Annotated in this window: 23 protein-coding genes; 12 read left to right on the top strand and 11 right to left on the bottom strand. The window is 39.9% G+C overall.

Annotated features, from left to right (window positions below):
- Positions 1-5 precede the first annotated feature (5 nt).
- The 7 genes from FW778_RS18065 (at position 6) to FW778_RS18035 (ending at position 7,910) form a co-directional block, all read left to right on the top strand.
- Positions 6-2,378, top strand: a complete 2,373-nt coding sequence (locus FW778_RS18065; RefSeq protein WP_150416265.1) for an aerobic carbon-monoxide dehydrogenase large subunit — start codon at positions 6-8, stop codon at positions 2,376-2,378.
- Positions 2,379-2,536: 158 nt separating this feature from the next.
- Complete coding sequence (locus tag FW778_RS18060; RefSeq protein WP_150416264.1) at positions 2,537-3,067, top strand: CoxG family protein; 531 nt, start codon at positions 2,537-2,539, stop codon at positions 3,065-3,067.
- Positions 3,068-3,071: 4 nt separating this feature from the next.
- Positions 3,072-3,941: an AAA family ATPase gene (locus FW778_RS18055; RefSeq protein WP_150416263.1), complete on the top strand. Its 870-nt coding sequence runs from the start codon at positions 3,072-3,074 to the stop codon at positions 3,939-3,941.
- A gap of 36 nt (positions 3,942-3,977) precedes the next feature.
- The gene (locus FW778_RS18050) at positions 3,978-5,117 is read left to right on the top strand and encodes a vWA domain-containing protein (RefSeq protein WP_150416262.1); all 1,140 of its coding nucleotides are present in this window, start codon (positions 3,978-3,980) and stop codon (positions 5,115-5,117) included.
- Complete coding sequence (locus tag FW778_RS18045; RefSeq protein ID WP_150416261.1) at positions 5,114-6,106, top strand: XdhC family protein; 993 nt, start codon at positions 5,114-5,116, stop codon at positions 6,104-6,106. Before FW778_RS18050 ends, FW778_RS18045 begins: the two co-directional genes overlap by 4 nt.
- Before the next feature lie 26 nt (positions 6,107-6,132).
- Positions 6,133-7,290 (top strand): XdhC family protein, encoded by a 1,158-nt coding sequence (locus tag FW778_RS18040; protein WP_150416260.1) that lies wholly within the window; start codon positions 6,133-6,135, stop codon positions 7,288-7,290.
- Positions 7,291-7,295: 5 nt separating this feature from the next.
- The gene (locus FW778_RS18035; RefSeq protein ID WP_150416259.1) at positions 7,296-7,910 is read left to right on the top strand and encodes a nucleotidyltransferase family protein; all 615 of its coding nucleotides are present in this window, start codon (positions 7,296-7,298) and stop codon (positions 7,908-7,910) included.
- A gap of 30 nt (positions 7,911-7,940) precedes the next feature.
- Here FW778_RS18035 and FW778_RS18030 read toward each other — a convergent pair whose 3' ends face one another.
- From FW778_RS18030 to FW778_RS18015, 4 genes are all read right to left on the bottom strand, one after another.
- Complete coding sequence (locus tag FW778_RS18030; protein WP_150416258.1) at positions 7,941-8,435, bottom strand: DinB family protein; 495 nt, start codon at positions 8,433-8,435, stop codon at positions 7,941-7,943.
- Between the two features lie 740 nt (positions 8,436-9,175).
- Positions 9,176-10,114, bottom strand: coding sequence for a YihY/virulence factor BrkB family protein (locus tag FW778_RS18025; protein ID WP_150416257.1), 939 nt, complete (start codon positions 10,112-10,114; stop codon positions 9,176-9,178).
- A gap of 37 nt (positions 10,115-10,151) precedes the next feature.
- Complete coding sequence (locus tag FW778_RS18020; RefSeq protein WP_150416256.1) at positions 10,152-10,706, bottom strand: PRC-barrel domain-containing protein; 555 nt, start codon at positions 10,704-10,706, stop codon at positions 10,152-10,154.
- A 119-nt stretch (positions 10,707-10,825) separates the two neighbouring features.
- Positions 10,826-11,014, bottom strand: a complete 189-nt coding sequence (locus FW778_RS18015; RefSeq protein ID WP_150416255.1) for a hypothetical protein — start codon at positions 11,012-11,014, stop codon at positions 10,826-10,828.
- A gap of 445 nt (positions 11,015-11,459) precedes the next feature.
- On the opposite strand from FW778_RS18015, the gene FW778_RS18010 reads away from it, so the two are divergent.
- Together FW778_RS18010 and FW778_RS18005 are read left to right on the top strand one after the other, a co-directional pair.
- Positions 11,460-11,843 (top strand): Dabb family protein, encoded by a 384-nt coding sequence (locus FW778_RS18010; RefSeq protein WP_150416254.1) that lies wholly within the window; start codon positions 11,460-11,462, stop codon positions 11,841-11,843.
- Between the two features lie 34 nt (positions 11,844-11,877).
- Positions 11,878-12,666 (top strand): carbon-nitrogen hydrolase family protein, encoded by a 789-nt coding sequence (locus tag FW778_RS18005; RefSeq protein ID WP_150416253.1) that lies wholly within the window; start codon positions 11,878-11,880, stop codon positions 12,664-12,666.
- Positions 12,667-12,711: 45 nt separating this feature from the next.
- Here FW778_RS18005 and FW778_RS23265 read toward each other — a convergent pair whose 3' ends face one another.
- Positions 12,712-12,888, bottom strand: coding sequence for a hypothetical protein (locus tag FW778_RS23265; protein ID WP_202552339.1), 177 nt, complete (start codon positions 12,886-12,888; stop codon positions 12,712-12,714).
- Between the two features lie 177 nt (positions 12,889-13,065).
- On the opposite strand from FW778_RS23265, the gene FW778_RS18000 reads away from it, so the two are divergent.
- Positions 13,066-13,926 (top strand): aldose 1-epimerase family protein, encoded by an 861-nt coding sequence (locus FW778_RS18000; RefSeq protein ID WP_150416252.1) that lies wholly within the window; start codon positions 13,066-13,068, stop codon positions 13,924-13,926.
- A 28-nt stretch (positions 13,927-13,954) separates the two neighbouring features.
- On the opposite strand, the gene FW778_RS17995 is transcribed toward FW778_RS18000, so the two are convergent.
- From FW778_RS17995 to FW778_RS17970, 6 genes are all read right to left on the bottom strand, one after another.
- Positions 13,955-16,102, bottom strand: a complete 2,148-nt coding sequence (locus FW778_RS17995) for an FN3 associated domain-containing protein (protein ID WP_150416251.1) — start codon at positions 16,100-16,102, stop codon at positions 13,955-13,957.
- A 4-nt stretch (positions 16,103-16,106) separates the two neighbouring features.
- On the bottom strand, positions 16,107-16,898 hold the full coding sequence (locus FW778_RS17990) for an FN3 associated domain-containing protein (RefSeq protein WP_202552338.1): 792 nt from the start codon (positions 16,896-16,898) through the stop codon (positions 16,107-16,109).
- Complete coding sequence (locus FW778_RS17985; protein WP_150416249.1) at positions 16,898-17,926, bottom strand: NHL repeat-containing protein; 1,029 nt, start codon at positions 17,924-17,926, stop codon at positions 16,898-16,900. The genes FW778_RS17990 and FW778_RS17985 overlap by 1 nt, the downstream gene beginning before the upstream one ends.
- Positions 17,927-17,986: 60 nt before the next feature.
- Positions 17,987-19,435: a DUF1501 domain-containing protein gene (locus FW778_RS17980; protein ID WP_150416248.1), complete on the bottom strand. Its 1,449-nt coding sequence runs from the start codon at positions 19,433-19,435 to the stop codon at positions 17,987-17,989.
- 2 nt (positions 19,436-19,437) lie between these two features.
- Positions 19,438-21,759 carry a PSD1 and planctomycete cytochrome C domain-containing protein gene (locus FW778_RS17975; RefSeq protein WP_150416247.1) on the bottom strand — a complete coding sequence of 774 codons (2,322 nt, stop codon included), beginning with the start codon at positions 21,757-21,759 and terminating at the stop codon, positions 19,438-19,440.
- A gap of 247 nt (positions 21,760-22,006) precedes the next feature.
- A complete protein-coding gene (locus tag FW778_RS17970; RefSeq protein WP_150416246.1) occupies positions 22,007-22,957 on the bottom strand; it encodes a carboxypeptidase-like regulatory domain-containing protein in 951 nt (316 codons plus the stop codon).
- A gap of 855 nt (positions 22,958-23,812) precedes the next feature.
- On the opposite strand from FW778_RS17970, the gene FW778_RS17965 reads away from it, so the two are divergent.
- Both FW778_RS17965 and FW778_RS17960 read left to right on the top strand, forming a co-directional pair.
- A complete protein-coding gene (locus tag FW778_RS17965) occupies positions 23,813-24,394 on the top strand; it encodes a hypothetical protein (protein WP_150416245.1) in 582 nt (193 codons plus the stop codon).
- Positions 24,395-24,638: 244 nt separating this feature from the next.
- Complete coding sequence (locus FW778_RS17960; RefSeq protein ID WP_150416244.1) at positions 24,639-25,160, top strand: hypothetical protein; 522 nt, start codon at positions 24,639-24,641, stop codon at positions 25,158-25,160.
- Positions 25,161-25,199: the final 39 nt, after the last annotated feature.

Genomic DNA, 25,199 nt, shown 5'->3' with positions numbered 1-25,199 from the left:
TCATTATGATACAATGTAAAACATCAAAAGCGATCAGCGGTATGGGCCATTCCATGAAAAGAAAGGAAGATATCCGGTTTATTCAGGGTAGAGGCCATTATGTAGATGATATCAAGTTGGATGGAATGCTGTACATGGATATTACCCGCAGCCCATATGCCTATGCCAAAATAAAAAACATAGATATCTCGGAGGCAATGAAAGTGCCGGGCGTAGTTGCAGTAATAACCGGTAAGGACTTGGAAAAATACAATCTCCATTGGATGCCTACTATCATGTCAGACACACAAATGGTATTGCCTACCGATACAGTAATGTACCAGGCCCAGGAAGTAGCGGCAGTAATAGCAACCAGCCGGTACGCAGCACGCGATGGCCGCGAAGCAGTAAAAGTTGAATACGAACCTATGCAGGCACTGGTAGATCCTTTTAAAGCAATGGATCCTTCATCACCCGTGCTCCGTACAGATAAGCCCGGTAAGACCGATAACCACATCTGGCATTGGGAAGCGGGTGATAAAGCAAAAACAGAAAAGGTTTTTTCTGAGGCGGCTGTGGTGGTTAAGGAACAGATGCACATTCCCCGTATACATGTTTCTTCTATCGAAACATGCGGTTGTGTTGCGGATTATGACAAGATAAATAACCACCTTACTATGTATATGACAACACAGGCGCCTCACGTTCTGCGAACGGTGTTTGCATTGGTGGCCGGCCATGTTGGGTTAACAGAGGAAAAAATAAGGGTTGTTTCTCCGGATATTGGTGGCGGTTTTGGTGGCAAAGTACCAGTTTATCCTGGTTATGTTATTGCTATTGCTGTTTCATTTCTTGTGGGCAAACCTGTAAAATGGATTGAAGACAGGAGTGAAAACCTGCAGGCTGATTCATTTGCCCGCGATTATCACATCACCGCTGAAATGGCTGGCACAAAGGAGGGGAAAATCCTGGCAACAAGATTTAAGGTTTTAGCAGATCATGGATACACAGATGCTGCGGCCAACCCTTCCAAATATCCAGCCGGCCTGTTCTCCATAGCTACCGGCTCTTATGATTATGGAACTGCCTTTGTGGAAGCAGATGCAGTATATACCAACAAACCACCGGGAGGTGTTGCCTATCGCTGTTCATTCCGTGTTACTGAAGCAGTGCATGCCATTGAGCGCATGACCGACCGTTATGCTTTGGAGATAGGTAAAGATCCTGCACAATTGCGCATGGACAATTTTATTAAAAAGGAAGACTTCCCGTGGCATTCACCTACCGGGTGGATTTATGATAGTGGAGATTACCATGCCGGGTTGCAAAAGGCAATGGATGTAGTGGGTTATGCCGATCTTCGAAAAGAGCAGGTCGAAAAACGGGCAAAGGGCGAATTAATGGGAATAGGCATTTCAACGTTTACAGAAATAGTTGGAGCAGGCCCCTCCAAAGATTTCGATATTCTTGGAATTAAAATGTTTGACAGTGCCGAGATCCGTGTACACCCAACGGGCAAAGCCATTGCACGTTTTGGAACAAAATCGCAGGGTCAGGGTCATGAAACAACATATGCCCAGATTATTGCCGAAGAGTTAGGTATACCAGCTGAAAACATCCAGGTGGAAGAGGGTGATACCGATACGGCTCCCTATGGCTTGGGTACCTATGCAAGCCGGAGTACACCAACAGCAGGAGCGGCAGCAGCCGTGGCTGCAAGAAAACTTCGTGATAAAGCGAGAAAAATTGCTGCCTATTTACTGGAGGTCAGCGAAGATGACCTGGAATGGGAGCCCGGTAAATTTTTTGTAAAAGGTGCACCGGAAAAGGTAAAGACCATACAGGAATTGGTGTTCGCAGCTTATACCAATTTCCCCCAGGGAATGGAAGCTGGCTTTGAAGCAACACACTATTACGATCCTCCAAACCTTACTTTCCCTTCAGGTGCTTATATCTGTGTCGTAGATATAGATAAAGAAACAGGTGGCATCCATGTTCGCCGCTTTGTCGCCATCGATGACTGCGGCCATATCATCAACCCTATGATTGTGCAGGGACAGGTGCATGGTGGACTTACACAGGGCATTGCTCCTGCCATGTACGAAGAATTGATTTATGATGAGGCAGGCAATATCCTTAACGGTACCTTAATGGATTACCTGGTGCCAACAGCAGTAGAATCACCTAAATGGGAAACGGGACATGTGGTAACTCCTTCGCCACACCACCCAATAGGTGCCAAAGGTGTGGGGGAATCCCCGACGGTTGGTTCTCCACCGGCAATTGCCAACGCAATAATAGATGCTCTATCGCCATTCGGAATTACGCATCTTGATATTCCGATCACACCATTCAAAGTGTGGAAGGCATTGAAGGAAAAAGGAGCATACGGCAAATAAAATACTTTAAAAAAAAGAGTGAGGCCGCGTGAGTGTGGCCTCCTCTTTCTAATAGATTATTTTGCTGACCAGCGGTAGTAAACAAATTAATATCGTTGTGTTACTCAATTATCCTCGTTTATTAAATCAAAACGCTTTGCGGAACAAATTGATAAATTATGAATACAACAATAACAAAATCATTTCATGTTGAGAACAGCATTGAAGATGTGTGGGCGAACCTCACCAATCCGGAAAAGGTAGTGGTTTGTGTGCCCGGTGCGTCATTGACTGAAAAAGTAGATGACAATAATTACAAGGGAGGTGTGGAATTAAAATTTGGCCCGGTAAAGGCCAGCTATGGCGGGCTTATTACGTTCACAGAAAGAGATCCGGTTGCGCATAAAATGACATTGAAAGGAACCGGCACCGATAGTAAAGGGAAAGGTAGTGCCGAAATGGTGATGACAGGAAACCTTACACAAAAAGATAACGGTACAGACGTGAATGTTTCTATGGAAGTAAGCATCGCAGGAATGCTGGCGCAGTTTGGTAGCAGGCTCATCAATGATGTAAGCAACCATGTGTTCGACCAGTTTGTAAGCAACTTCAAAGCACAGCTTTCCGGGCAGGAAGTGGACAGTTCCCTAAGTGCCGGCTCTATGGTAGGAAGTGTGATTAAAGGAATATTTGGTGGTAAAAAATCGTAAGCCTGTGCAAGCAATCAATAGTCCGTCGGAGATAATAGTAGCATTGGAAAAACATCAATACGTAGCGGATGAAGAATTTGCTACTGCATTATTCCTCTTGCTAAAACTTCAAAAGCCATTGCTGCTGGAAGGACCACCTGGTGTGGGAAAAACCGAAATTGCATTGGCGCTGTCTCAATTGTTGGAAACCAAACTCATTCGCCTGCAGTGCTACGAAGGATTGGATATAAACGCAGCAGTTTATGAATGGAATTATCAAAAGCAATTGCTCGGTATTAAGTTGCAGGAAGGCACCAATCTTTCTGTTGAAGAAAAGGAACATCACATCTTCAGCAATGAGTACTTACTTAAGCGCCCATTGCTTCAAAGCATCATGGAAGAAGAACAGTCTCCTGTTTTGCTGATAGATGAACTCGACAGGAGTGATGAAGAATTTGAAGCTTTTTTGCTGGAACTATTATCTGTATTCCAGATCAGTATTCCCGAGTTGGGCACTATCAAAGCAAAATATAAACCATTTGTAATTCTTACATCTAACCGTACCCGTGAGTTAAGCGATGCACTCAAACGCCGCTGCCTGTATCACTGGATCGATTACCCTGATCTTGAAAAAGAAATGGCGATAGTTAAAAAACGCTTACCGGGTATTGAGCAACATTTACTGGAGCAGGTGGTAGCCCATGTACAGGCCTTCAGGCAGCGCAAATTGGCCAAAACGCCCGGCGTAAGTGAAACCATTGACTGGGCCGAAAGCCTGCTGGCACTTGGCTACCGGGAAGTAAATGCCAAAGCGTTTGAGCAGACATTAGGAAGTGTGTTGAAATCGGTAGAGGATATTAACCAGGCAAAAGCTGAATTTATCGACACTCTTTAAACACAATTATCGTGATTAGGAGTAATTGAACTTTATATGAAACAACAGGCATTTCAAACAAGGAGCATTGCTGAAAGTGTAGTTGGTTTTGTGCAATTTGCCAGGAGCCATGGGCTCAATGTCGGCATACAGGAGACTCAGGATGCACTTCGTTGCGCAAAAGAAGGACTGATCAGCAACAGGGATAGTTTTAAGTATGCATTGAAAGCAATTTTCTGTAATTCGCCGGAAGAACGAAAAGTGTATGAGAAATTATTTCTGCTCTACTGGGATACGAATCCAACAGACCTGCAGGAAATTAAGAACAAAACTTTAGTGAAGGGATCTTTTAAAAAAAAGAACAGTGCATCACTGGTGATGCTCGGCCGCGGAAAAACTGAAGCCTCGGAAGAGGAAGGAAAGAATGTTTCAGGAGCAACTGAAACCGAACGATTAAAGAGAACAGATTTTTCGAAGCTAAACGAAACAGATTCAGCATTACTTGAAGATATTGCAAGAAAGATGTTTAAGCAAATGGCAATACGGTTACGCAGGCGCATGAGGGAGAGCCGCAGTAAAGGACAGATCAACCTGCGGCGTACCATCAGGAGAAGTGTTGGCTACGGAGGCGAACCGATTGAATTATTCAGAAGGGCACAGAGGCCTAAAAAACAACGGCTGATTGTATTGCTGGACGTGAGTGGCTCCATGGATAGGTACAGTTATTTCCTGCTTCGGTTTATCTGTGCACTGCGTGAAAATTTCCGGCAGATGGAAGCATTTGTTTTCAGCACTTCACTAATCAGGATCAGCAAAGCGTTGCAACAGAACCGGGTCGATTTTGTGTTAACTGCTATTAGTGAACAGGCTGATAACTGGAGCAGTGGAACACGCATTGGTGAGTGCCTGCATGAGTTCAACGACAAGTATGGCAAATTGTTACTGAACGGATCGCCTGTCATTCTCATCTTAAGCGATGGATTAGACACCAGCGACCCTGAGCTACTTAGCCAGGAAATGATTAAATTACAGAGAAGAGCAAAACGAATAATCTGGTTAAACCCATTAAAAGGAATGAAGGGTTATGCGCCCGAGGCAAGAGGCATGAAGGCAGCGCTTCCCTCGATAGATGATTTCCGTTTTGCCCATAACCTGGAAAGTTTATTGGAACTTGAAAATATTTTGGCAAATGCATGATACATTTTTTTGATAATATAAACAAACTGAAAGAAAAGAACGAGCCCTTTGCTATTGCTATTGTTGTAAGGCGCGAAGCTCCCAGCAGCGGTAAAGTGGGCGACAAGGCCGTAATCAATAAATTCGGGGAAATTTTGGGCTGGGTTGGCGGCGGCTGCGTGAAAGGCATTATCATTAAAGAAGCAGAAGACGCCATGAAGAGGGGCAAAGCCAGGCTTGTAAAAATTGGAAATTCGATTGTATCATCAAAACAGGAAGGAGTTATGGAATACAAAATGACATGCCAGAGTGAAGGAACGGTTGAGGTCTTCGTTGAGCCTGTACTGCCGGTACCACATCTGGTGATAATTGGCAAATCGTCTATCGCAAAGGCTTTGGTAAAACTTGCAGGCGCTATAGGCTATCGCATTACAGCAGTAGCGCAGGATGCAAATCTTCAGACTTTTGAGAAGGTAGATGAGCTGGTTACGCAAATCAGCCTGGCCAATGTGAGAACAACACCTGCCACTTTTATTGTAGTAGCTACCCAGGGAGAGCAGGATGAAAAAGCTTTAGTGGAAGCATTAAAAAAAGAAAGTGCTTACGTTGGCTTTGTTGCCAGCAGAAAGAAAATGGCTTCCATAACGAATTATCTTGCTGATGCAGGTTTTGATAAGACTGCTATTGATCTTATCAAATCTCCGGCGGGCATTGATATTAATGCTAAGAGCCCTGATGAGGTTGCCATAAGTATATTGGCCGAATTGATACAAGTTCAAAACAGTTCGCCTGTGATGATTTCATTTGAAAAGTTTGATGAATCGAAAGCTGAAACAGGAATATCACCAAAGTATTACATCAACCCTGTTTGCGGTGTGCCAGTGGATATTAATAATCCTAAACATATTATTGAATACCATGGCGAAAAAGTTTATTTCTGCTGCGACGGATGCAAAGTTAAATTTGAACAGGACCCTGAAAAATATATGAACAAAGCTATTGCAAATTAAACCTTGCTTTAAAAGGGCTAATGGTTATGAAAGAACTTCGTGAAATAATAAAAGCATACGATGCCGCTGTACTTGCCGGAAAAAAATCGGCACTGGCAGCCGTGGTGCATTTGAACGGTTCATCTTATCGCCGGCCTGGTGCACGAATGCTGGTGACGGATGATGGAGAACTTACAGGCGCTATCAGCGGTGGCTGTTTGGAGGGGGACGCTTTGCGTAAGGCAATGCTGGTTTTATCTCAACAACAATCGAAACTGGTTACTTACGATACCAGCGATGAAGATGATGCAACCATCGGTGTACAGTTGGGTTGTGCAGGTGTCATCCAGGTATTGTTTGAACCCATCAACCCAAACAATAACAACAATCCTATTCAGTTATTGCGCAAGGCAGTAGCGCTCCGGCAGAAATCAGTGCTGGTAACATTGTTTTCTTTGGAAGACAAAAAAAATGAACAGCCCGGCACCTGCCTGCTCATGGAAGAGAATGGAAACATTTCGGGCGCCATTCCATATCCTGAATTACATAGTTATATTATGGAAAATGTTCATCATGCAATGCAACTGCAGGCATCCTCATTTAAAAATTATGTAGTCAAAAATATTTCGCTTACCGCTTTCATTGAGTTCCTGCAGCCCCCCGTTTCGCTGGTAGTAGTAGGAGCAGGTAATGACGCTATCCCTATGATGCAAATTGCAGATACCATTGGTTGGGAGGTGAGAGTGGTAGATGGCCGAAGCACACATGCAAAACGGGAACGGTTTGTGGGTGCATGCCAGGTATTGGTGAGCAAACCGGAAAAAGTATTAGATCAAATACCTTTTGATCAGCAAACTGTATTTGTAATGATGACCCACAATTACAATTACGATCTGGCTATGCTGAAAGCATTGCTGCTACGCCAGGTGAAGTACATTGGAATGCTTGGTCCAAAAAAGAAACTCAACAGAATGCTGGACGAGTTGCGTGATGATGGAATCGCTTTAACTGATGAGCAACTGAACACAATTTACGGACCTGCAGGTTTGGAAATTGGAGCAGAAACGGCGGAAGAAATTGCACTCAGTATCATCGTAGAAATTAAAGCAGTGCTTGCCGGTAAGGACGGCGGATCACTACGCAACAAGCAGGATGGTATTCATTCAAGAACTGATACGTTCATTGAAACGAAAAAATTATATTGAGCAGCATGCAATATACAGTTAAACATTGTGCCATTGTAGTGCTTGCTGCCGGAAGGAGTAGCCGTTTGGGCAGCCCGAAACAGTTGCTGAATTACCAGGGCAAAAGTTTGCTGCAGCACGCAGTGGAGGTAGCATTAGAAACAACTATGCGACCGGTGATTGTTGTGACAGGCTACGATAAGTATGTAGTGAAAAAAGAACTCGAAGGGATGAATGTTGAAGTAGTGGAAAATGAGAGATGGAAGGAGGGAATGTCTTTATCACTGCACAGTGGTGTAGCTGCTGCGGAGAAAATAAGCGCTGATGTTGACGGGATTATTTTCATGGTATGCGATCAGCCTCATATAAACAAATCGCTGCTTGAAAGCTTGTTAAGCAAACAGCAAAAAAAAGCGATGCCTATTGTGGCAAGTAGTTATAATAATACGTTGGGTACGCCTGCTTTATTTCACAAAAGTTTTTTCAATGAATTGATGGAATTAAGAGGCGATGCCGGTGCCGGCAAATTGATTAAACAGCATAAAGACCTTGTAGCGACTGTGGCCTTCCCAAAGGGAATAGTTGATATAGATACCAAAAAAGATTATGAAGACTTACTCCAGCAAAAAACGATTGCATAAGTTACTGGATCATTACAAATTTTGAACCTATTATGGATATTTTCTGGATACGGTCCGTTTAATTCTCTCAATCTGCCTTTTGTGCCTGAGAATATGCACTATGGCATGCTCCATCATCTGCTCTATATCGTACCCTTGCCCCCACCCTGTTTTTATCTTTAGTGAATTATCTAATTGTTCCAATTCATTGTCATTAATTTTCGTAAAGATGTTTTCCGTATAGGCGAATACGTTAGTAAGATCTTTCAGATATTCTTCAACAGTTGTATGAAATGTCTTGGGCGGCCGTGCTATGTTATTCCCCTTGAGGTTATGAATGTTTGTAGCATACCCATAACCTGAATGTACAACATGAGATAAAATTGACTGGACGGATTTACAATTTTCATCAGTTGTATTAGGGTCTGTGACTATAGTTAAAGCATGGTCAGGAATATCTTCAATTTCTTTAATGAGGTCAGTAATTGCCTGTTGATATAGATCAAGCAGCCCGCCGATTGCTCCCGGTCTATAAATTTTTATCATTGTTGAGGATATGACCTGTTTAATTTTTTCTCAATCAAGTTACTATACATACCTTAAACAGCAATATTAATGAAAATGAGGGATGCCAGGTCAATGTTTACAATCAAATTGCATCTAGCTTATTGAAATGCTGGTCAACTGATAAGAGATATAAACTCGTTATAACTGCCCGGTTCTGATTTAGTTGATGTGTAATTTTACCCATAAAAGGTGAAGCGGTTTTGCCGATAATAAACCAATTTCAATAAATTCTAAACCAGGGGCAAAAACAGAAGGCCGTATAAACATACAGCCATAACTTAAATCCGATATCCAGGTAAAAACAAAAGTTATAAAAAAGGCGTTTATCACAAAATGGTGGCGGAAAGTTCCAGCCTACACCGACAAGTTAGATTTATGTTTGTTTCGCTCTTTTTTAATTGAACACAAAGAAACGGATAAGTATATTCCCTGCAGGAAAATATTTATTAGACCAGTGTGGATAACTCCAAATCATCCAAAAGAGAATATTAATTCTTGTGTAATTTAAAATATCCTACGGCTCTAACAACTGCAGGTACACGAGCGGATACCGAGCAAATGGAACAAATAAGGCAGCATCTAAAACTTTTTATTAAAGACATTGGAACTATCATGAAGAAACTAGCTGTTATATTATGCCCGAATTTTAAATAGGCGAATTAAAATAAACTGCCTCTGCTCACAGTATTTTTTCGTTTAAGGTATACCGTTGTATCGCTTTATTTTTGTACTTGCTGCACACTTTGCTTTCCTTTTTCAATTTCAATTTTTTGCGTGGTAACGGTATATTCATTTGGATGAATAGCGTGTCCGTATTTTAAAGCCCAGGCCTTAGTAAACTCAGCGCCGAAATATAATATTACCGATGAATAATATATCCATACCAGCAGCACAACTAATGATCCGGCGGTTCCGTAAGTAGAGCCGATGCTGGTTTTGCTTATATAAAAAGAAATTGCAAATTTACCGATCATGAAAAGTAAAGCGGTAGCAACAGAACCTGCTATTACCTCTTTCCATTTTATCCTCGCGTCCGGAAGCACCTTGAAAATTACTCCAAACAATGCGGTTACTACTCCAAAAGTGATTATAAGATTGATGATGTAAAAAAGAACCACTGATACAGACGAAAAATGTACTTTAATCCTGTTGCTTATACTTTCGATAATTGCTGTTATCACTAGTGACACCAATAATAAAAATCCGAGACTTGCAATTACACCAAATGAAAGCAACCTGTTTTTTAAGAACAAGATCCACCCCGCTTTAGGTTTGGGCTTCAATCCCCATATCATATTTATCGAATCCTGTATCTCGGCAAACATTGAAGTTGCTCCTATAAGTAATGTTATTATGCCAATAACCGCCGCAAAATTGCTTTTATTACTAATGGCTGCATTCTTAATAATCTGTTGCAGTTGCAAGGCGGCGTCATGCCCAACAAAACTTTCCATTTGGCCATAAATAGTGCCTTCGACTGCATTGCGCCCAAAAAAAATACCTGACAAAAAGAGCATAACAATCAAAAGGGGGCCAAGCGAAAACACGGTATAATAAGCAAGCGAAGCACTTAGCTTTAAAAGTTTATCATCCGAAAATCCTGAGAAGCAATTCTTTAATACTTCCCAAGTTCCTTTCAAAGTAATTTTTCTAGTCATAGTTCACCGGTGAAAGAGAAGGGCGCGGAGTAATTTATTAATCAAGTTCGCCCGGGTTAATATCTTCGGTACCTGTTGTCGGGCGTGCCAGGTACATGCTGTCGGCATTAGAATAATTATCACTGTAACATTCCTGGCTATTAATAGCATATTCGCTATCATCACCATATTTACCAGGTGCATTAGCAATGCCAGCGAAAACAGTCCTTATCGCCCTTTCCGTTTCCACAGTTACCTTTCCTTTTTTGTAATCGGGAAGTGCTGCGAGTTGCCCGGCAGTAACATCGGGCAGTAAAACAAAATCATCCTTTTTATCCAATTCAGCAAGACCAATAGGAACAAGCAAATCTCTTGACAGAAGATTGAGCGGTTTTCCATTTAATTTAATGGTGAGATATCTCACTTTACGCGAATCCGCATCGAACAATAAATCATCCACTTTTCCTATTTCGATATTTTCCATGTTAACAACTTTCCACCCCCTGATATCAGGCTCATCATGCGCAACCTCAAAACCGCTGCCATGAAGCTTCTTCAAATTCCTGTTAGCTATATAATGATTCCTGTTAGGAACATATTCATCTTTAACCATGACTTATAATTTTTATTTTTTATTCTTTTAAAGTTTCATTGTTATTACAAAACATTCTTATACTGGTAGACCAGTCATTTATTACTAGAGTCAATTCCGCAAACTATATTAATCAAGGCCTAAGTATCCTGCTGATCAACCGGCATTTTGAACAAGGTCGTCGAAGCAGTTTTATCATACACGGAGTTTGCCTCTTTTCGATAGTAGTTCAGATACCAATACACGGCTCCTGCAACTATTATTAAAATTATGAGTAGCCATAGCCACCAATAATTATTTCGCTTGGGTTGTACATGTAACTGCGCCATTTTTTATTCATTTTAGGGTCCAACAAATTTTTAGCATTTAAAGAATGCCATTATAAATAACAGTCCTTTTAAGGTATTTCACAAAATCATGCCATGTATAGTCAAGTATAGATCTGCCTTAGGGATTGCCACTTTTTGGTTATTTTATTACACACCGTGTATAAATTCTACATACCAATATTATGGTAAGCTTTTTTCTAGCATGGCGCACTAAAAGCGGGTAAGCTTTCACAAAAAAGTGTGCATTATGTCCCCAAACCAGGAAACATATTTAATCATGCATGTATTTCGTATAATCTTTAACGTTAGGTATCAACTGCATTTTTTCCAATTAAAAGGATTTTCCTGAAGTTAACTATGGTAAAATATCCGCGCTTTCATGCCGGGTTCCTAACGGGGTGGAATTCGTAAAATATTAGTAGCTTAACATTTCTAAACTTCCGATATGAAAAAAACAGCTTATATTTTTTCCTTATTTGCATCTATTGTATTTGCCAATAATTTAAGTGCACAAACTGGTTCCCCATTACATCTTTTAAGGCACATTGTTATCATTACTTTTAAGACTGATTCTTCCGGTGACAGTATCAAAGCGTTGGATGATACCTACACAGCGCTGTCAAAAAGTTCTTTGGTTAAAGATTTTGAATTAGGAGTAAATGTTTCAGCAAGGGACACTGCTTTAGTTAAGCATGTATATGTCACAACATTTGCATCAAAAGATGACATGAAAGGTTATTCCAAAAATCCGGAGTATGCCAGGCTTTTTAAACTCTCCCTTCCCATTGCTGATGACGTTACAGTTGTTGATTATTGGGTGAACAAATAAATTGTAAGAACTTCGTTCATCATTTTTAAGTTTTATGAAAATAGCGTTAGCATCTCCTCCATTTCCAAAATCTATTGCTGATGGTTTATTGCAAATCGAAAAGCTAATAAAAGATGCAGTAAACGAACAGGCTGAAATAATCTGTTTTCCTGAATCTTACATTCCCGGTTATCCCGCCGAAGAATTTCAGGTTGAGAAATCTTCGCCGGAAAAAATGCGATCAGCATTGGATAAAGTTTGCACGATGGCGGCCAACAATTCAATTACCGTTATTCTACCGATGAATTGGTATAATGCGCATGGCCTTTTAAATGTAGCCTTCGTTATCTCAAGCGAAGGTGAAGTATTGGGCCATCAAACAAAAAACCAGTTAGACCCCACGGAAGATAATATTTGGATTCCGGGAACGGAAAGAAATATTTTTGAAGTAAACGGCGTAAAATTTGGAATCACCATCTGCCACGAAGGCTTCCGCTATCCTGAATCCGTAAGATGGGCAGCGATGAATGATGCAAAAATTGTATTCCATCCGCAGTGTACCGCCAGCAATGCCAGCGGCCCTCAACTTTCAGAATGGGGCAACAAAGACAATCCTTATTATGAAAAAGCAATGATGATGAGAGCGATGGAAAATACTATTTACTTTGCCAGCGTAAATTATGGAATGCGTTTCCAGGAATCGGCTACTTCATTAATAGCTCCCGATGGAAAATGCCTTAAGCACCAGGCTTATGGAAAAGAAGGGGTAATTGTTGCAGATATAGATGTGGCTGCGGCTACAGGCCTGCTGGCAAAAAGATTTAAAGCCACGCTTTATACATAAACTTAGTGTAATCCTAAACGTTAGTTTCAAATAAAATATTAAAGTTTAAGATAAACTCCACCTGTCAGGCACTATGAATATTTCTTCAAGGCGGCCGCTTTTATTAACTTCAAGTCGAAGGAAACAATCACCGATCGATTGATCATCAGTATAAGTTGCTAAGCCAAGATATTCATCCCGCCAATAGCAGCGATATTCGTTTCCATAAATAAGTTCTTCCATACAAAAGTTTTTATTAATTATAACAGGGCTGATTACAGCCTCCAATTAAGTAACGTAACTTTTATAAAATTATTTTTTTGAAACTACCGATAAACTGACCTGGTAATAAAAAAAGCCATTCTATAATTTTGAGCGCCAGTTTGAAAAGTGAAAAGCAAATGCATGTATTTTTGACGCATGATACAAATAGCAAATGAACAACTTGTAGTTATTATTACTGATAAAGGCGCCGAACTGCAAAGCATACAATTAAACGGACTCGAATATTTATGGCAGGCGGACGCACAATACTGGGGCAAACACTCTCCCATATTATTCCCGATAGTTGGTGAATTAAAAGACGGCAAATATATTTTTGATCGTAAAGAATATTTTCTACCACGACATGGTTTTGCGAGAGATAAAATTTTTGAAGTTGAACAAACATCTGAAACTTCTGCAACTTTCACATTGCATAGTTCTGATGAAACACTTGCTGTATATCCCTTTCAGTTTATTTTCCAAATTCAATATGAAATAAAACAGCATGCACTTTATTGCAGTTATATCATTCAAAATGTCAACAACAGTGATATGTACTTTTCAGTTGGCGGGCATCCGGCTTTTAAAGTGCCTTTACAAGATAACCTGCAATACACGGATTATACTTTAGAGTTTGATAATGATAGCGTTTTAAACCGTTTTCTTTTGAATGATGGATTAACAAAAGACAACACTGAAGCGATCGCGTTAAATAAAAATAAATTAAATCTTACTCCTTCGTTGTTCTATAATGATGCAATCGTTTTAAAACACATCGCCAGTAATCAAATAAAATTGTCGTCCGAAAAAGATGAACATAGTCTGACATTTTCATTTAGAGGATTTCCATATTTCGGCATCTGGGCCGCCAAAGATGCACCCTTTGTTTGCCTGGAGCCGTGGTGTGGAATAGCAGATAATGTTCACCATGATTACCAGTTAGAAAATAAAGAAGGAATTAACCAACTCGCTGCAGGTGAGGCATGGAAAAGAACATGGAGTGTGGAGCTATTTTAGCGATCGTTCTTTAAGATTCTTTAAAAGTTCAATTTAAAAACACTTCATCAACAAATATCCATGCTTTATCTCCTTTAGCCCTATGCCACACCGGTAGTTTAGGTAATGGCTTTAAAATGAGTTTTAAGATTTTTATTTCAGAAGAATTAAAATTTACATCATAGCCTGTTAAATAAGCAGGTTTTTCCTTTAATGGCTGTTCAGGTTGCATTCGCTTTAACAAATGCAGTGATGCTTTGTCTTTTCCTCCCCAAACTTCTATTTCCTGCGGAGGCATTAAATAACTATTTATATCAACAATACTACTGATGGTAACCGATGAAACCTTCACTTCTTTATTAAAATAAAATAAAGCTTCCATAGGCTGAACCCTGTAACCCAACCACATTCCATCACGGAAATTAAGGCTCCCTATTTTGCCGTCGTGCACTGTTAGCCCTCCCTCTCCTTTGTATTGCGGGTCAGGAGCATTTACGAGTTGAACAGAATCCGGTACAACTCCTGCTTTGTAAAATATTTTTTCAACAATATCACTGCTGATCCATCCCGGCTTAAATGCTTTTGCTTTTATGATTTCCTTTTTATCGAGCATAACGTTCTCATCATACACGGGAGAATGGATGCTATCGGGGTCGCTGCCATCCGTTGTATAACGAATGGTAACTCCTTTTACATAATGTTTTAATTGAAGCGGCACAGGTTGTGATATCACCTGTTCTTCATTTTGTATAACAGGTGGATTTAATTTTATTACTACTGTATCACCGCGAAATCCTGTTTCAATTGTAGCAGTTTTAAATTCCCGTTGAAGTTTGTTTATTTCTTCCGGAGCTATGGCCGTACTCCATATAAACAGGTGGGTAAGCTTTGGAAGCTTTACTAACGGAGCAAGGTTAGACGCTTTTATTTTCGTTCCTGATAAGGAAAGTAATTTTAATTCTTTCAGTTTCGTCAATTCCCCTAATGTTGCGCCGGTTATATTGGTAAAGGACAAATTCAATTTCCGCAGGTTCGCAAACTGGTTGATGGTTTTAAGGTCTTCATCTGCCACCGGCATTTTATCAAGGTTAAGCGAAACAATCTGATCTTTAACATTCAATAATTCTTTTAATTGATCAGCCTTAAATTTTTCTATGCTAAAAAATTCCACACCCAAAGCAGGTGAACCAATTGCCAAAGGTTTCACAACACGGTAATTATTATTTAATGCATTTATCTTTTTTTCATCGGCGGGTGCAAAAGTATAATCATCTGTTTCTATCGTTTGAAATAACGGTGATGCCAATAAACGCAAAGTATCCTTTTGAGGAAGCGCTGCTACTTTTGTAGTGAAGCTGGCTCCGCTTTTTATCCAATAATATAAAATCTGGGCTTCTTCTTCAGTTAATTGAGGTTTGCCTTGCGGCGGCATATGCTTTTTACTTTGCGGTGGTAAATGAATTCTTTGCATCAGCAACCCAAAATCATTTTGAGTGGAATCCCATAATTTACCATCCTTTCCGCCTTTTAATAGCATTTCTTTTGTTTCCATAATAAGCTGCCCTTTTGCCTTTTCAGAATTATGGCAGCTTATACATTTTGCTTCGAGGATAGGTTGTACCATATTTGTGTAGACTTCAGCATCTTCAAATAATACAACAGGTTTTTGTTTTTCGGCGATAACCGGTGCAAGAAGAAAATCCTGCCCATGGGTAATACCAGCGCCAAGATGCCCTGTTACAATGATCATAACCATCGCGGCAAGTGCGGTAGTTAATAATGCAGGTTTTATCTGGCGAACTTTTACCCTGAAAACATACCAGCCCAAAGAAAGAAATGAAATAAACACACCGCCCCACTTATGCCATACCAGCAAGTCGGCTGTATAACCGTCTTCCCGCGAAAGGAACAAACCCATTAGGGCAGTAATAACAGAAGTGATAGCTGCGGCCAACAATAATTCATCGCCTATTTCTGCTTTTACGCCTACGTACGACTTTTTATATCCTGAAAACAATTCCCAGAAAATACATAGCGCCAGCATAACAATAGGAAAATGTAAAAACATGGTATGCATTCGACCAACCACCTGCAGCCACGGGGGCACATGCAACCTGCTGTCGAATATAAAAAGGAAGAACAATAAAATATTGAGCGCAAGTGTGACATTAAAAATTATATTTTTCCAACGTTGCATGCGCTTAATAGATTTTAATTTCATCAATGAATAGCCAGGCCTGCTTTCCCTTTCCTGGATGGCCTTCGGGGATAGATTGTAAAGGTTGCAAAATGATTTTTATTTTATTCGCAGTGATTTTTTTACCGGGCTTTATTATTTCAAAAACACAGGCGCTTCCGTTAATAATTGTATCCGGGAGAATTTTCTTCTTCCCGATAAGTTCATAAGAATTTTTATTTTCATTAAAATAATAAACCTGTATTGATTGCGGTAAAAATATCCAGCTTCCTTCATCCCGAAGGAAATCCAGTAATAGGGAATGTATTGGCTGCTTCTTTTCCAATAAAACATTTATTTCTACTGAATCCTTTTGATAACCCAGGAAATTTTTATTATGCATATCCGCTATTCCGCCTTCATTATCGAAAAGAGTTTTCGCCCCGTTACCGGGAAATTTTTCATTTGCGGGTGATGGTTCAATTGATTTTATTTTCAAGCCATCTTTTATAAAAGTTGCCTGCACAGTTTCTGAAGGAACATAGCCATTACCAAATACTTTTGCTTTTAAAGTTGTGAGAGATTTTTTTATAACAATGGGTGATTGATAAACGAGGTCATTTTTCGCAGGTTCCTTACCATTTAATGAATAAAATATTTGAGTACCCGGCTGTAAAAATTGCAATGAAACTGTTGCAGACTGAATAAAAAATACTGAATTATATTTTACTACTGGCGGCGCCAATTGAAATTCTTGTTGCGAATAGCTGCAATGAAAAAATAAAAATGTAAGAGCTGCTAAAAATAATTTCTTCATCAAATAACGGGAGATAATTTATAAGGATATACTTTCCCTGAATTCCATTGAGCAATGTATAAATTTTCTTCATCATCGATGCATACATCATGCGGATAAGAAAAACATTTTATGGTTTGATACATTTCATCCAGTTTGCCATCTACATAATTGGGAACTGAACCGGCAAGATTGGAAACTACTTTATAATTTTTATCTAAAATGGTTACCCAGCCTGAGTGCTGTCCCTGTCTTGAATTTGTTTGCAATACAGCAGAATATAAATAATCACCTTTTATAACAGGCCTGCATACCCATGCACCCGGCAGCGAAATGGTATTGATGAATTCGCCACTTAGAGTATAACGTTTAAATGCATTTTGCTGCCGTGACGTAATAATTAAATTGGGTTGGTTGCCATCCCTGAAATCCAGGCAAATACCGTGCGCATTCAAGAGGTGCTTTTCTTCAGGTCCTCTTCCGCCGAAGTAGCCAAGATAACGGCCGGACGCATCATAATGAATGATAAAATCTTTTCCATATCCATCAGCAACATATATATCACCGTTAGGCGTAATCGCAGTTTCTGTTGGAATATATTCTTCCGGCTTGGTGTATTGACCAGTCTCTTTAGGATAATCCAATGTCATCAACACTCTTCCATCAATAGTGGTTTTAATTACCTGGTGACGGGCATTATCACAAATGAATAAAACTTCAGTTCCATTCTCATCAAATAAAGTGAGCCCGTGTGCTCCGGGATACTCGTGTCCCCACGTGTCTAATATTTTTCCTTTCTTATCGTAAATGAGCACATTGTTATGCGTTTCATTGGTAAGCAATAATATTCGCCCTTTACTATCCTGTATCATTTCATGGCAATCATTCACAGGATATTTTGCAACATCCGCCTGGCTCCAGTGGTTATCTAATTTATAACGCTTATTGCCTTGCCCAAGAATTGTATCTTCTTTCATTGGTATTGGCGGCTTAATCATTAACGCAGCCATGCTTAATGATGTATTTCTTATAAAATTTCTGCGTTGCATTTTCTTAGTTAATTAGTTAATAAGTTTATTAGTTTCATCATGCAATCCGTTCAATAAATATTAAGCGATGATACCCTTAACCACTGTGCCGGCCACGTCTGTTAAGCGATATCTTCTTCCCAAATGTTTAAATACTAATTTTTCATGATCAATTCCCATAAGATTTAAAACGGTTGCATGGAAGTCGTGTACATGCACGCCATTTTGGGTAACGTTGTATCCAAATTCATCTGTCTCGCCATATACACCCGGCTTTACGCCGCCGCCCGCCATCCATATTGTAAAGCAACGGGGATGATGATCGCGGCCATAGTTATCTTTTTTAAGAACACCCTGGCAATAATTGGTCCGTCCAAATTCTCCTCCCCATATTACTAATGTTTCATCCAATAAACCTCTTTGTTTTAAATCTGTAATGAGCGCAGCAGAAGCCTGGTCTGTATCCATACATTGCCCGCGAATTTCTGCCGGTAGATTATTATGACCATCCCAGCCCTGGTGATATAGTTGCACAAAACGAACTCCATTTTCCGATAATTTTCTTGCCAATAAGCAATTAGCCGCATAGGTTCCGGGAACAAGGCAATCGGGTCCATAAAGTTTGATAGTATCTTCAGGCTCTTTACTAAGGTCTGTAACTTCCGGAACCGCAGTTTGCATTCTATAAGCCAGTTCATACTGTTGTATTTTAGCATGAACTTCCGGGTCGTTTGTTTGTTTAAAAGATTCTTCATTTAACCCGGCTAATACATCCAGCATTTTCCTGCGATCATTTTTATCGATGCCTTCATGATTATTGAGATACAATACCGGATTTTCGCCACTGCTAAATTGTACGCCCTGGTAAACAGAATCCAGGAAACCATTGCTCCATAATTTTGAATAAACACCTTGCCCGTTTCCTTTTCCTTTTGATAATAAAACACAAAAGGCCGGAAGGTTTTTATTTTCACTACCAAGACCGTAACTGAGCCATGAGCCCATACTCGGACGGTTACCCACCTGCGCACCGGTTTGGAAAAAAGTAAGCGCCGGATCATGATTGATCGCTTCGGTGTACATGCTTTTGATGATGCATAAATCATCAGCAATTTTTGAAGTATGCGGCAACAATTCACTCATCCAGGCACCCGTTTGCCCATATTGATTGAATTTAAAAGTAGTGCCTGCCAGTGGAAATTTTTTCTGATCAGCCGTCATCCCGGTGAGCCTCTGACCCATACGGATAGACGCAGGAAGATCCTGCCCGAACATTTCCTGCAATTTTGGTTTATAATCAAAAAGGTCCAGTTGCGATGGCGCACCATTTTGAAATAAATAAATAATCCTCTTTGCCTTAGGCGCAAATTGCGGAAGGCCGGTCACCAACATCTCTTCATCACTCTTACTTCCAAAAAGGTCCGGGATAAGCAATGATCCTAATGCAACACTTCCAATGCCCAGGCTGAGCCTTGAAAGAAATTTACGGCGGTTAATACCAAGATTGTGTTCTAAAAATTCTTTGTTCATAATCAGGATTTTGTTATGGCTTCTTCCATGTTATAAATTGTAACGATAACTTTCATTAATGCTGCTGTTGAATTTACATCAGCTTTATCATCATAAGGATATTCGCCCACTTTAATAGTGGCCGGGGCATTTAATTTTTTTTGTTTGAATTGCTGCAACTGTTCTCCAAAATAATTTTTAAGAATATCCAATTCCTTTTTATCCGGCATGCGGCAAATGATCCGGCGAAATGCCCTGGTAATTTTTTCATCCGTTGAACTTTTTTGTTCGAGTAGTTTTTGAGCAAGCACTCTTGATGCTTCAAGAACTGTAGGATCGTTCATCATCATTAACGCCTGTAAAGGCGTACTGGTTATTGACCTATGCACTTCGCAAAGGTCGCGGTTGCTTGCATCAAAGATGGCCATGTTGGGCGGTGGCACCGTTAGTTTTATAAACGTGTACATTCCCCTGCGGTAAAGGTTGTCACCTTTATCCTGCTTATATGTTGCCAGCACTCCCCTGCCCGATGTTGCGCTTTCCCAAAGACCTTTGGGCTGGTAAGGTTTTACACTAGGTCCGCCAATTGTTTTTACTAATAAGCCGCTGCTGGCCAAAATAATATCCTTCACAAATTCGGCCTGCACCCTCAATCGCGGTGAACGCGACAGGTAAACATTTTCAGGATCTTTTTTATTATTGTCGTCAACAATATTTCCTGATTGGCGATAAGTGGCTGATGTTACAATTTGTTTCATCAACCTTTTTATATCCCATCCATGATCCATAAAATCAACAGCAAGCCAATCCAGCAATTCAGGGTGAGAAGGTAGTTCACCCTGCATACCAAAGTCACCGGAAGTTTTTACCAATCCCCTTCCAAAAATTTCCTGCCACATTTGATTTACAAAAACACGGGCAGTAAGCGGATTCTTTTTACTAACGGTCCACTCTGCAAGACCAAGGCGGTTACGTGGAAGATTAACTGTATCATAAAATAAAACAGCTTTCGGTGCAGATGGCAATACCTCATAGGTGGGATGATCATACACACCACGGTTAAGGATAAACGTTTTTCTAAGTGTATCACGGTCACCCATAACCGAAACCATTAATTTGGACATATCTTTATAATTGATAAATGAAAGCACGTTTTGAAGATCTTCTTTATCGATATTGAGTATTGGTTTCTTTGCCGGTTTTGAAACTCCCACATCGCCTTCAAATCCTTCTTCCTTACTGTTATTAAAAAAAGCGTATAACTGGTAATAGTCCTTTTGGGATATGGGATCATATTTATGATCGTGGCATTGGGCGCACTCAACCGTGAGTCCTATTATACCCCTGCCAAAAGTTTTTGTTTTATCAATATTATATTCAACACGATATTCTTCCGGTATAATCCCACCTTCTTCCGTATACTTATGGTTGCGGAAAAAAGCCGTTGCTAAAATTTCTTCCTTGTTCGCATTGGGCAGCATGTCTCCGGCGATTTGCCAGGTTATAAACTGGTTGTAGGGCATGTTTTCATTAAATGCATGAATTACCCAGTCGCGCCATGGCCATTGCGTTCTTATATTATCATCCTGGTAACCATAGCTATCGGCATAGCGGCCAATATCCAGCCAATGCACCGCCATCTTTTCGCCGTATTGGGGCGTGTTCAATAACTCATCCACCATTTTTTCATATGCTTTTGGATCCTTGTCCGCCATAAACTGATTCATCATTTGTTCTGTTGGTGGCAAACCGGTAAGGTCAAGTGAAACCCGCTTCAACAACCTTTCTTTATCTGCTTCGGGATTATGTTTTAGTCCCATCTCTTCCTGTTTGGCAAGAATGAAATAATCTATTTCATTCTTCGGCCACGCCTTATCCTGCACATTTGGCAAAGCACTTTTTTTAGGTTGTACAAAGGCCCAATGCGTTTCGTATTTGGCACCTTGTTCAATCCATTTCCTGAATAATTTTATTTGATAAGGAGTTAATGCGCCAAGATGGGCTTCAGGATCCGGCATCATATAAGAAGAATCGGTTGATGAGATGCGTTTATACAATTCCGATTCGTCAGGCTTTCCCGGAACAATAGCAAACGCGCCCTTCATTTTTGTAAGTGGCGCATAAGCATACTTTGCATAATCCAACCGAAGCCCGGCTTGCTGTTTACTCACGTCCGGTCCATGGCATTTAAAACATTTATCCGATAAAATAGGGCGAATGTGAAAGTTATAGCTCACCACATCCGGTAAGGCGGGATCATTACTATCGTCGCTATTCATGCACGAAACCCACGTACATACTGTTATAAAAAACAATGCAGTTACAAAAAATAATTTTGATCTCATTTTGAGTGCTGGTTATTCAGTAAGCTAATAAATATTTCTGCGAGATAAAATCTCTGTCGTCAATCGTTTGTTCAGGGCAGAAATAATTTTTTAAAGTTCGGTATTTCTCTCAATAGATATAAAAAAATTTTGAGGTAGCGCTCTTTGCAGCTGGTACCCGCCGGTAAAGTAATGGACATAACGGTTAACCTATCCACAAAAAAGGCCACCTTTTCAGGCGGCCCGTAGCCGGTGGTTTGTTAATATTTTATGCTGCTTTCGTCATTTCGTTCGTCATTTCAAAATCGCCTTTGCTGGCTGTGCCAGCAGCAAAAGAAATTGTTTGAACTAACGGGTTGTAGCCGGGGCATGTTATACTAAATTGGTATGTACCTTCGGCAATGCGGGTAATGCGATAGTAACCCTTTGCATCGGTAGTGGCAAAATATTTTCCATCCTGCGACGCGATAGTAACTCCCTCAATAGGCAAGTTATCACTATTTATAATATACCCCTTAAGACTTGCGGAGCCCCCTGCCTGGTACATTAATACAAGATAACTAAATGTAAACTGTTTTTTTGTAGCAAGGTCATCCTTAAATATTTGCTGACCATCCTTAAGCATTTCCATAACGCCTGCATAGATGGCGTTATTAGCATCTATTCTGGCTCTGGTTGCTGCCTCCTTTTCCATATTTGCCTGGGCGTAGATTACTGAAAGCTCAATACAATTATCACCATCAGTTTTAAACAGTGCCGGAAAAGTCGCGGGCATGTTTTCGTTAGCCGCAAGGTCTGCCAGGTTATTAGCAATAAAACCATTGGCAGTATCAATAAGGCTGCGCACAGCGCTCCAGTTATCAACAGAGGCTTTGGCATACAAGGAGCCACCGGCCGCTTCCAGCTTGGTCGCCACCATGTCTGCAGCAAATGCCTTTGTAATGTACACCTTAAGCAATTGCCAGTTGGCCTGCACCTGCCGGGTAGCATTGCTAAGGTTTATGCGTGCTTCTTTGCGGGCGGCCAGGGTTTGGCGGCTATCAGGAAGCGCTTTAGCATCCTGCACGGCCTGCAGGGCATTAGCTACAAAAGCTTCCGTGTAAAATGCGTTAAGAGCGGTAAAACGGGTAAGATACTGGCTGCACAAATACCAGGCAGCATTACAAACGGAGTAAAGGATTTCCTGTGGGGCACTGTAGTTGTTTTTACTTGTCTTCATAAGAAGTTGGTTTTGTTGAAAAATTAATTATGTGACAAAAAACGGACAATTGCTATTTTTATTTTACATGGATGAAAAATGTTTTACCTGCGTATACCCGGTAACCGTTACCCACAAAAATTTTCTTATAACATTAAGTAAGAAGCAACTATTTAAACTATTGTTAGTGAACAGAATAAACTAAAGCAGTACCTTTTCTTTTCGCATGCCCATTGTTATTTGCTGTTGAAATTTTTTTTATCCCGGTAAAAATTTTGCTCGTTCCAGTGTAAATATTATTCGTTCCAGTGAGGATGTTATTCGCTCCAGTGGAGATGCTATGCGTTCCAGTGAAGCTCTTATAAGTTCCAGTGTAGCTCTTATGCGTTCCAGTAAACCTTTTATGCGCTTAACAGTACGTGCTATATACTTTGAAGAAAATTCTATGCGTTCAGTAATGAGTTTTATGCGTTCATCTGCCAGTGTGGGGCGGACGGTTTTCGTATATTCGTATACCAGGTAACCGTTATTATAAACGAAAAAGGTTTTTGCTACGCCCAGGTTTGTGGCACACGAAACTGAAGCTTTATTGTTTCGGTTGCCATAATGATTTGAAAACTACTTTACACTACCTGCACACCAGCAATAAAAATCTCGTAAAAATTATTAGCCCGTTGGATAATTTAAAGTTAACATAGTTGTATTTAAGCTACCCATGGGGAACCGCGTATTTTATTATAAACGTTTAAAAAGCAGGACTTAAGAAAAATTGTTTTCTAAAAGAAGTAGCGTATTTTAGCTGAAATACAAACGTAAGGTGCAATTATATTTCAGCTTGTGTAATTCCCTTCACCTTTACATCTTGACATAAAATTTATGTTCCGACACACACTCATTTTATTGACACTAATAGTAATTGCTGCCTCAACATTCGGACAAGATAAATCAGTTCAAAACCTGCTTGACACAGCAAGTAAATCAATCGGACAATTTGTAAAAAATGTACCGCTTAACAATTCACGTCTTTACATAGGCGACACAACTGAATATAAAAACTACCTTTCAGAAGTTTTCCAACAAACCATTTACACAAAATATTTAATTGAGATAATTCAAAACAGCAAACTTGTTGACACATCCATTTGGTTGGACATAGAACTTCCAACTTCAATCTTGACAGAAGGCTACAAAGAAACAGTAGATTTCAATTACGTATTAAAGAAATTCAAGTTGACAGACAAAAAACAAATACGCTACTACAGAAAGTTCGTCAATGATTTTAACTCTGACTTTGTTAGCCGTAAATTTTATTACATGTCAAGACCTGTATTTGACAATTCTAAAGAATATGCAGTTGTGACAATTTCTAATAGTTTTGAAGGCGGGATGTTGACCTTATTTAAAAAAAATGGGGACACTTGGCATAAATTGGGAAACATCAATAGATGGAGATACTAATAACTGCACCTTACATGCAGTTTTGCGGCAGCGGGGGGCGACGCAAAGCGTCGGTCATCACCTGTAATTTTATTTAGCTTTTGTACGGGCTGACATTTATCTATTAAGCTTTTGATTAAAATTTTATCTTTAGTATCACAGTTCAGCACTCGTCGCCAGGGGCGACGTAAAAACAATTGCCCCGCCGACCGCAAAGCTGGGAACGTTAGCTGCAATAAGCACCTTCTACAATATTGACATCTCTATGCTAAGATATTTCAAGACATTTTTTTATCCAGACACTTTGACTTACTCGTATAATCAATCGAAAGAAACTGTTCTTGCTAAAATAGAAGAGGTTTTAAAAAGAAAGGTTACATTTTTAAGTAGCAATGACATGAAAGGTCGTTTTTTGAATAGTGACACTTTTGCTATAGACACAATATCGCCGGCATATACAAGAGGTGTAAAATATAGTTCAACACTTATTGGACAAGTTGTTGAATTGGGAAATGAGACAACTCAGATTAAAACGAAAGCCAAACCGAGTATGGCGTTATACTTTTTATTCTTTGTGACAATTATTTTTGGAATAGCGTATTTGTATAAATTTATTCAGACAGGCTCGACGAGTTTTTTATTTTGGTCATTAGCAATGTTAATTATTGGACCTGCTTTATCAATTGGGTTTTCAAATGTTGCAATTGCTTCGATTCGTGAAAGGTATAGAATGTATATTGACAAGGAATTGACTCGTCCTAAAAAAAGTTTACAGGTTAAAAGATAAATTCTGCAATAGGTTTACAGGATAATTTTCATTTTTCTT

It is taken from the genome of Ginsengibacter hankyongi (assembly GCF_008710285.1).
GTDB classification, from domain to species: domain Bacteria; phylum Bacteroidota; class Bacteroidia; order Chitinophagales; family Chitinophagaceae; genus Ginsengibacter; species Ginsengibacter hankyongi.
Note: the sequence above shows the minus strand (reverse complement) of the source record. Positions and strands in the feature narration are given on the sequence as shown.

Coding starts and splice junctions, on each gene's coding strand:
- FW778_RS18000 (WP_150416252.1), top strand. CDS start 13,066: ATGATACAAATAGCAAATGAACAACTTGTAGTTATTATTACTGATAAA.
- FW778_RS18050 (WP_150416262.1), top strand. CDS start 3,978: ATGAAACAACAGGCATTTCAAACAAGGAGCATTGCTGAAAGTGTAGTT.
- FW778_RS17985 (WP_150416249.1), bottom strand. CDS start 17,926: ATGCAACGCAGAAATTTTATAAGAAATACATCATTAAGCATGGCTGCG.
- FW778_RS18025 (WP_150416257.1), bottom strand. CDS start 10,114: ATGACTAGAAAAATTACTTTGAAAGGAACTTGGGAAGTATTAAAGAAT.
- FW778_RS17980 (WP_150416248.1), bottom strand. CDS start 19,435: ATGAACAAAGAATTTTTAGAACACAATCTTGGTATTAACCGCCGTAAA.
- FW778_RS17965 (WP_150416245.1), top strand. CDS start 23,813: ATGTTCCGACACACACTCATTTTATTGACACTAATAGTAATTGCTGCC.
- FW778_RS18040 (WP_150416260.1), top strand. CDS start 6,133: ATGAAAGAACTTCGTGAAATAATAAAAGCATACGATGCCGCTGTACTT.
- FW778_RS17970 (WP_150416246.1), bottom strand. CDS start 22,957: ATGAAGACAAGTAAAAACAACTACAGTGCCCCACAGGAAATCCTTTAC.
- FW778_RS18060 (WP_150416264.1), top strand. CDS start 2,537: ATGAATACAACAATAACAAAATCATTTCATGTTGAGAACAGCATTGAA.
- FW778_RS18065 (WP_150416265.1), top strand. CDS start 6: ATGATACAATGTAAAACATCAAAAGCGATCAGCGGTATGGGCCATTCC.
- FW778_RS18045 (WP_150416261.1), top strand. CDS start 5,114: ATGATACATTTTTTTGATAATATAAACAAACTGAAAGAAAAGAACGAG.
- FW778_RS17975 (WP_150416247.1), bottom strand. CDS start 21,759: ATGAGATCAAAATTATTTTTTGTAACTGCATTGTTTTTTATAACAGTA.
- FW778_RS18010 (WP_150416254.1), top strand. CDS start 11,460: ATGAAAAAAACAGCTTATATTTTTTCCTTATTTGCATCTATTGTATTT.
- FW778_RS18005 (WP_150416253.1), top strand. CDS start 11,878: ATGAAAATAGCGTTAGCATCTCCTCCATTTCCAAAATCTATTGCTGAT.
- FW778_RS17995 (WP_150416251.1), bottom strand. CDS start 16,102: ATGCAACGTTGGAAAAATATAATTTTTAATGTCACACTTGCGCTCAAT.
- FW778_RS18030 (WP_150416258.1), bottom strand. CDS start 8,435: ATGATAAAAATTTATAGACCGGGAGCAATCGGCGGGCTGCTTGATCTA.
- FW778_RS18035 (WP_150416259.1), top strand. CDS start 7,296: ATGCAATATACAGTTAAACATTGTGCCATTGTAGTGCTTGCTGCCGGA.
- FW778_RS17990 (WP_202552338.1), bottom strand. CDS start 16,898: ATGAAGAAATTATTTTTAGCAGCTCTTACATTTTTATTTTTTCATTGC.
- FW778_RS23265 (WP_202552339.1), bottom strand. CDS start 12,888: ATGGAAGAACTTATTTATGGAAACGAATATCGCTGCTATTGGCGGGAT.
- FW778_RS18015 (WP_150416255.1), bottom strand. CDS start 11,014: ATGGCGCAGTTACATGTACAACCCAAGCGAAATAATTATTGGTGGCTA.
- FW778_RS18020 (WP_150416256.1), bottom strand. CDS start 10,706: ATGGTTAAAGATGAATATGTTCCTAACAGGAATCATTATATAGCTAAC.
- FW778_RS17960 (WP_150416244.1), top strand. CDS start 24,639: ATGCTAAGATATTTCAAGACATTTTTTTATCCAGACACTTTGACTTAC.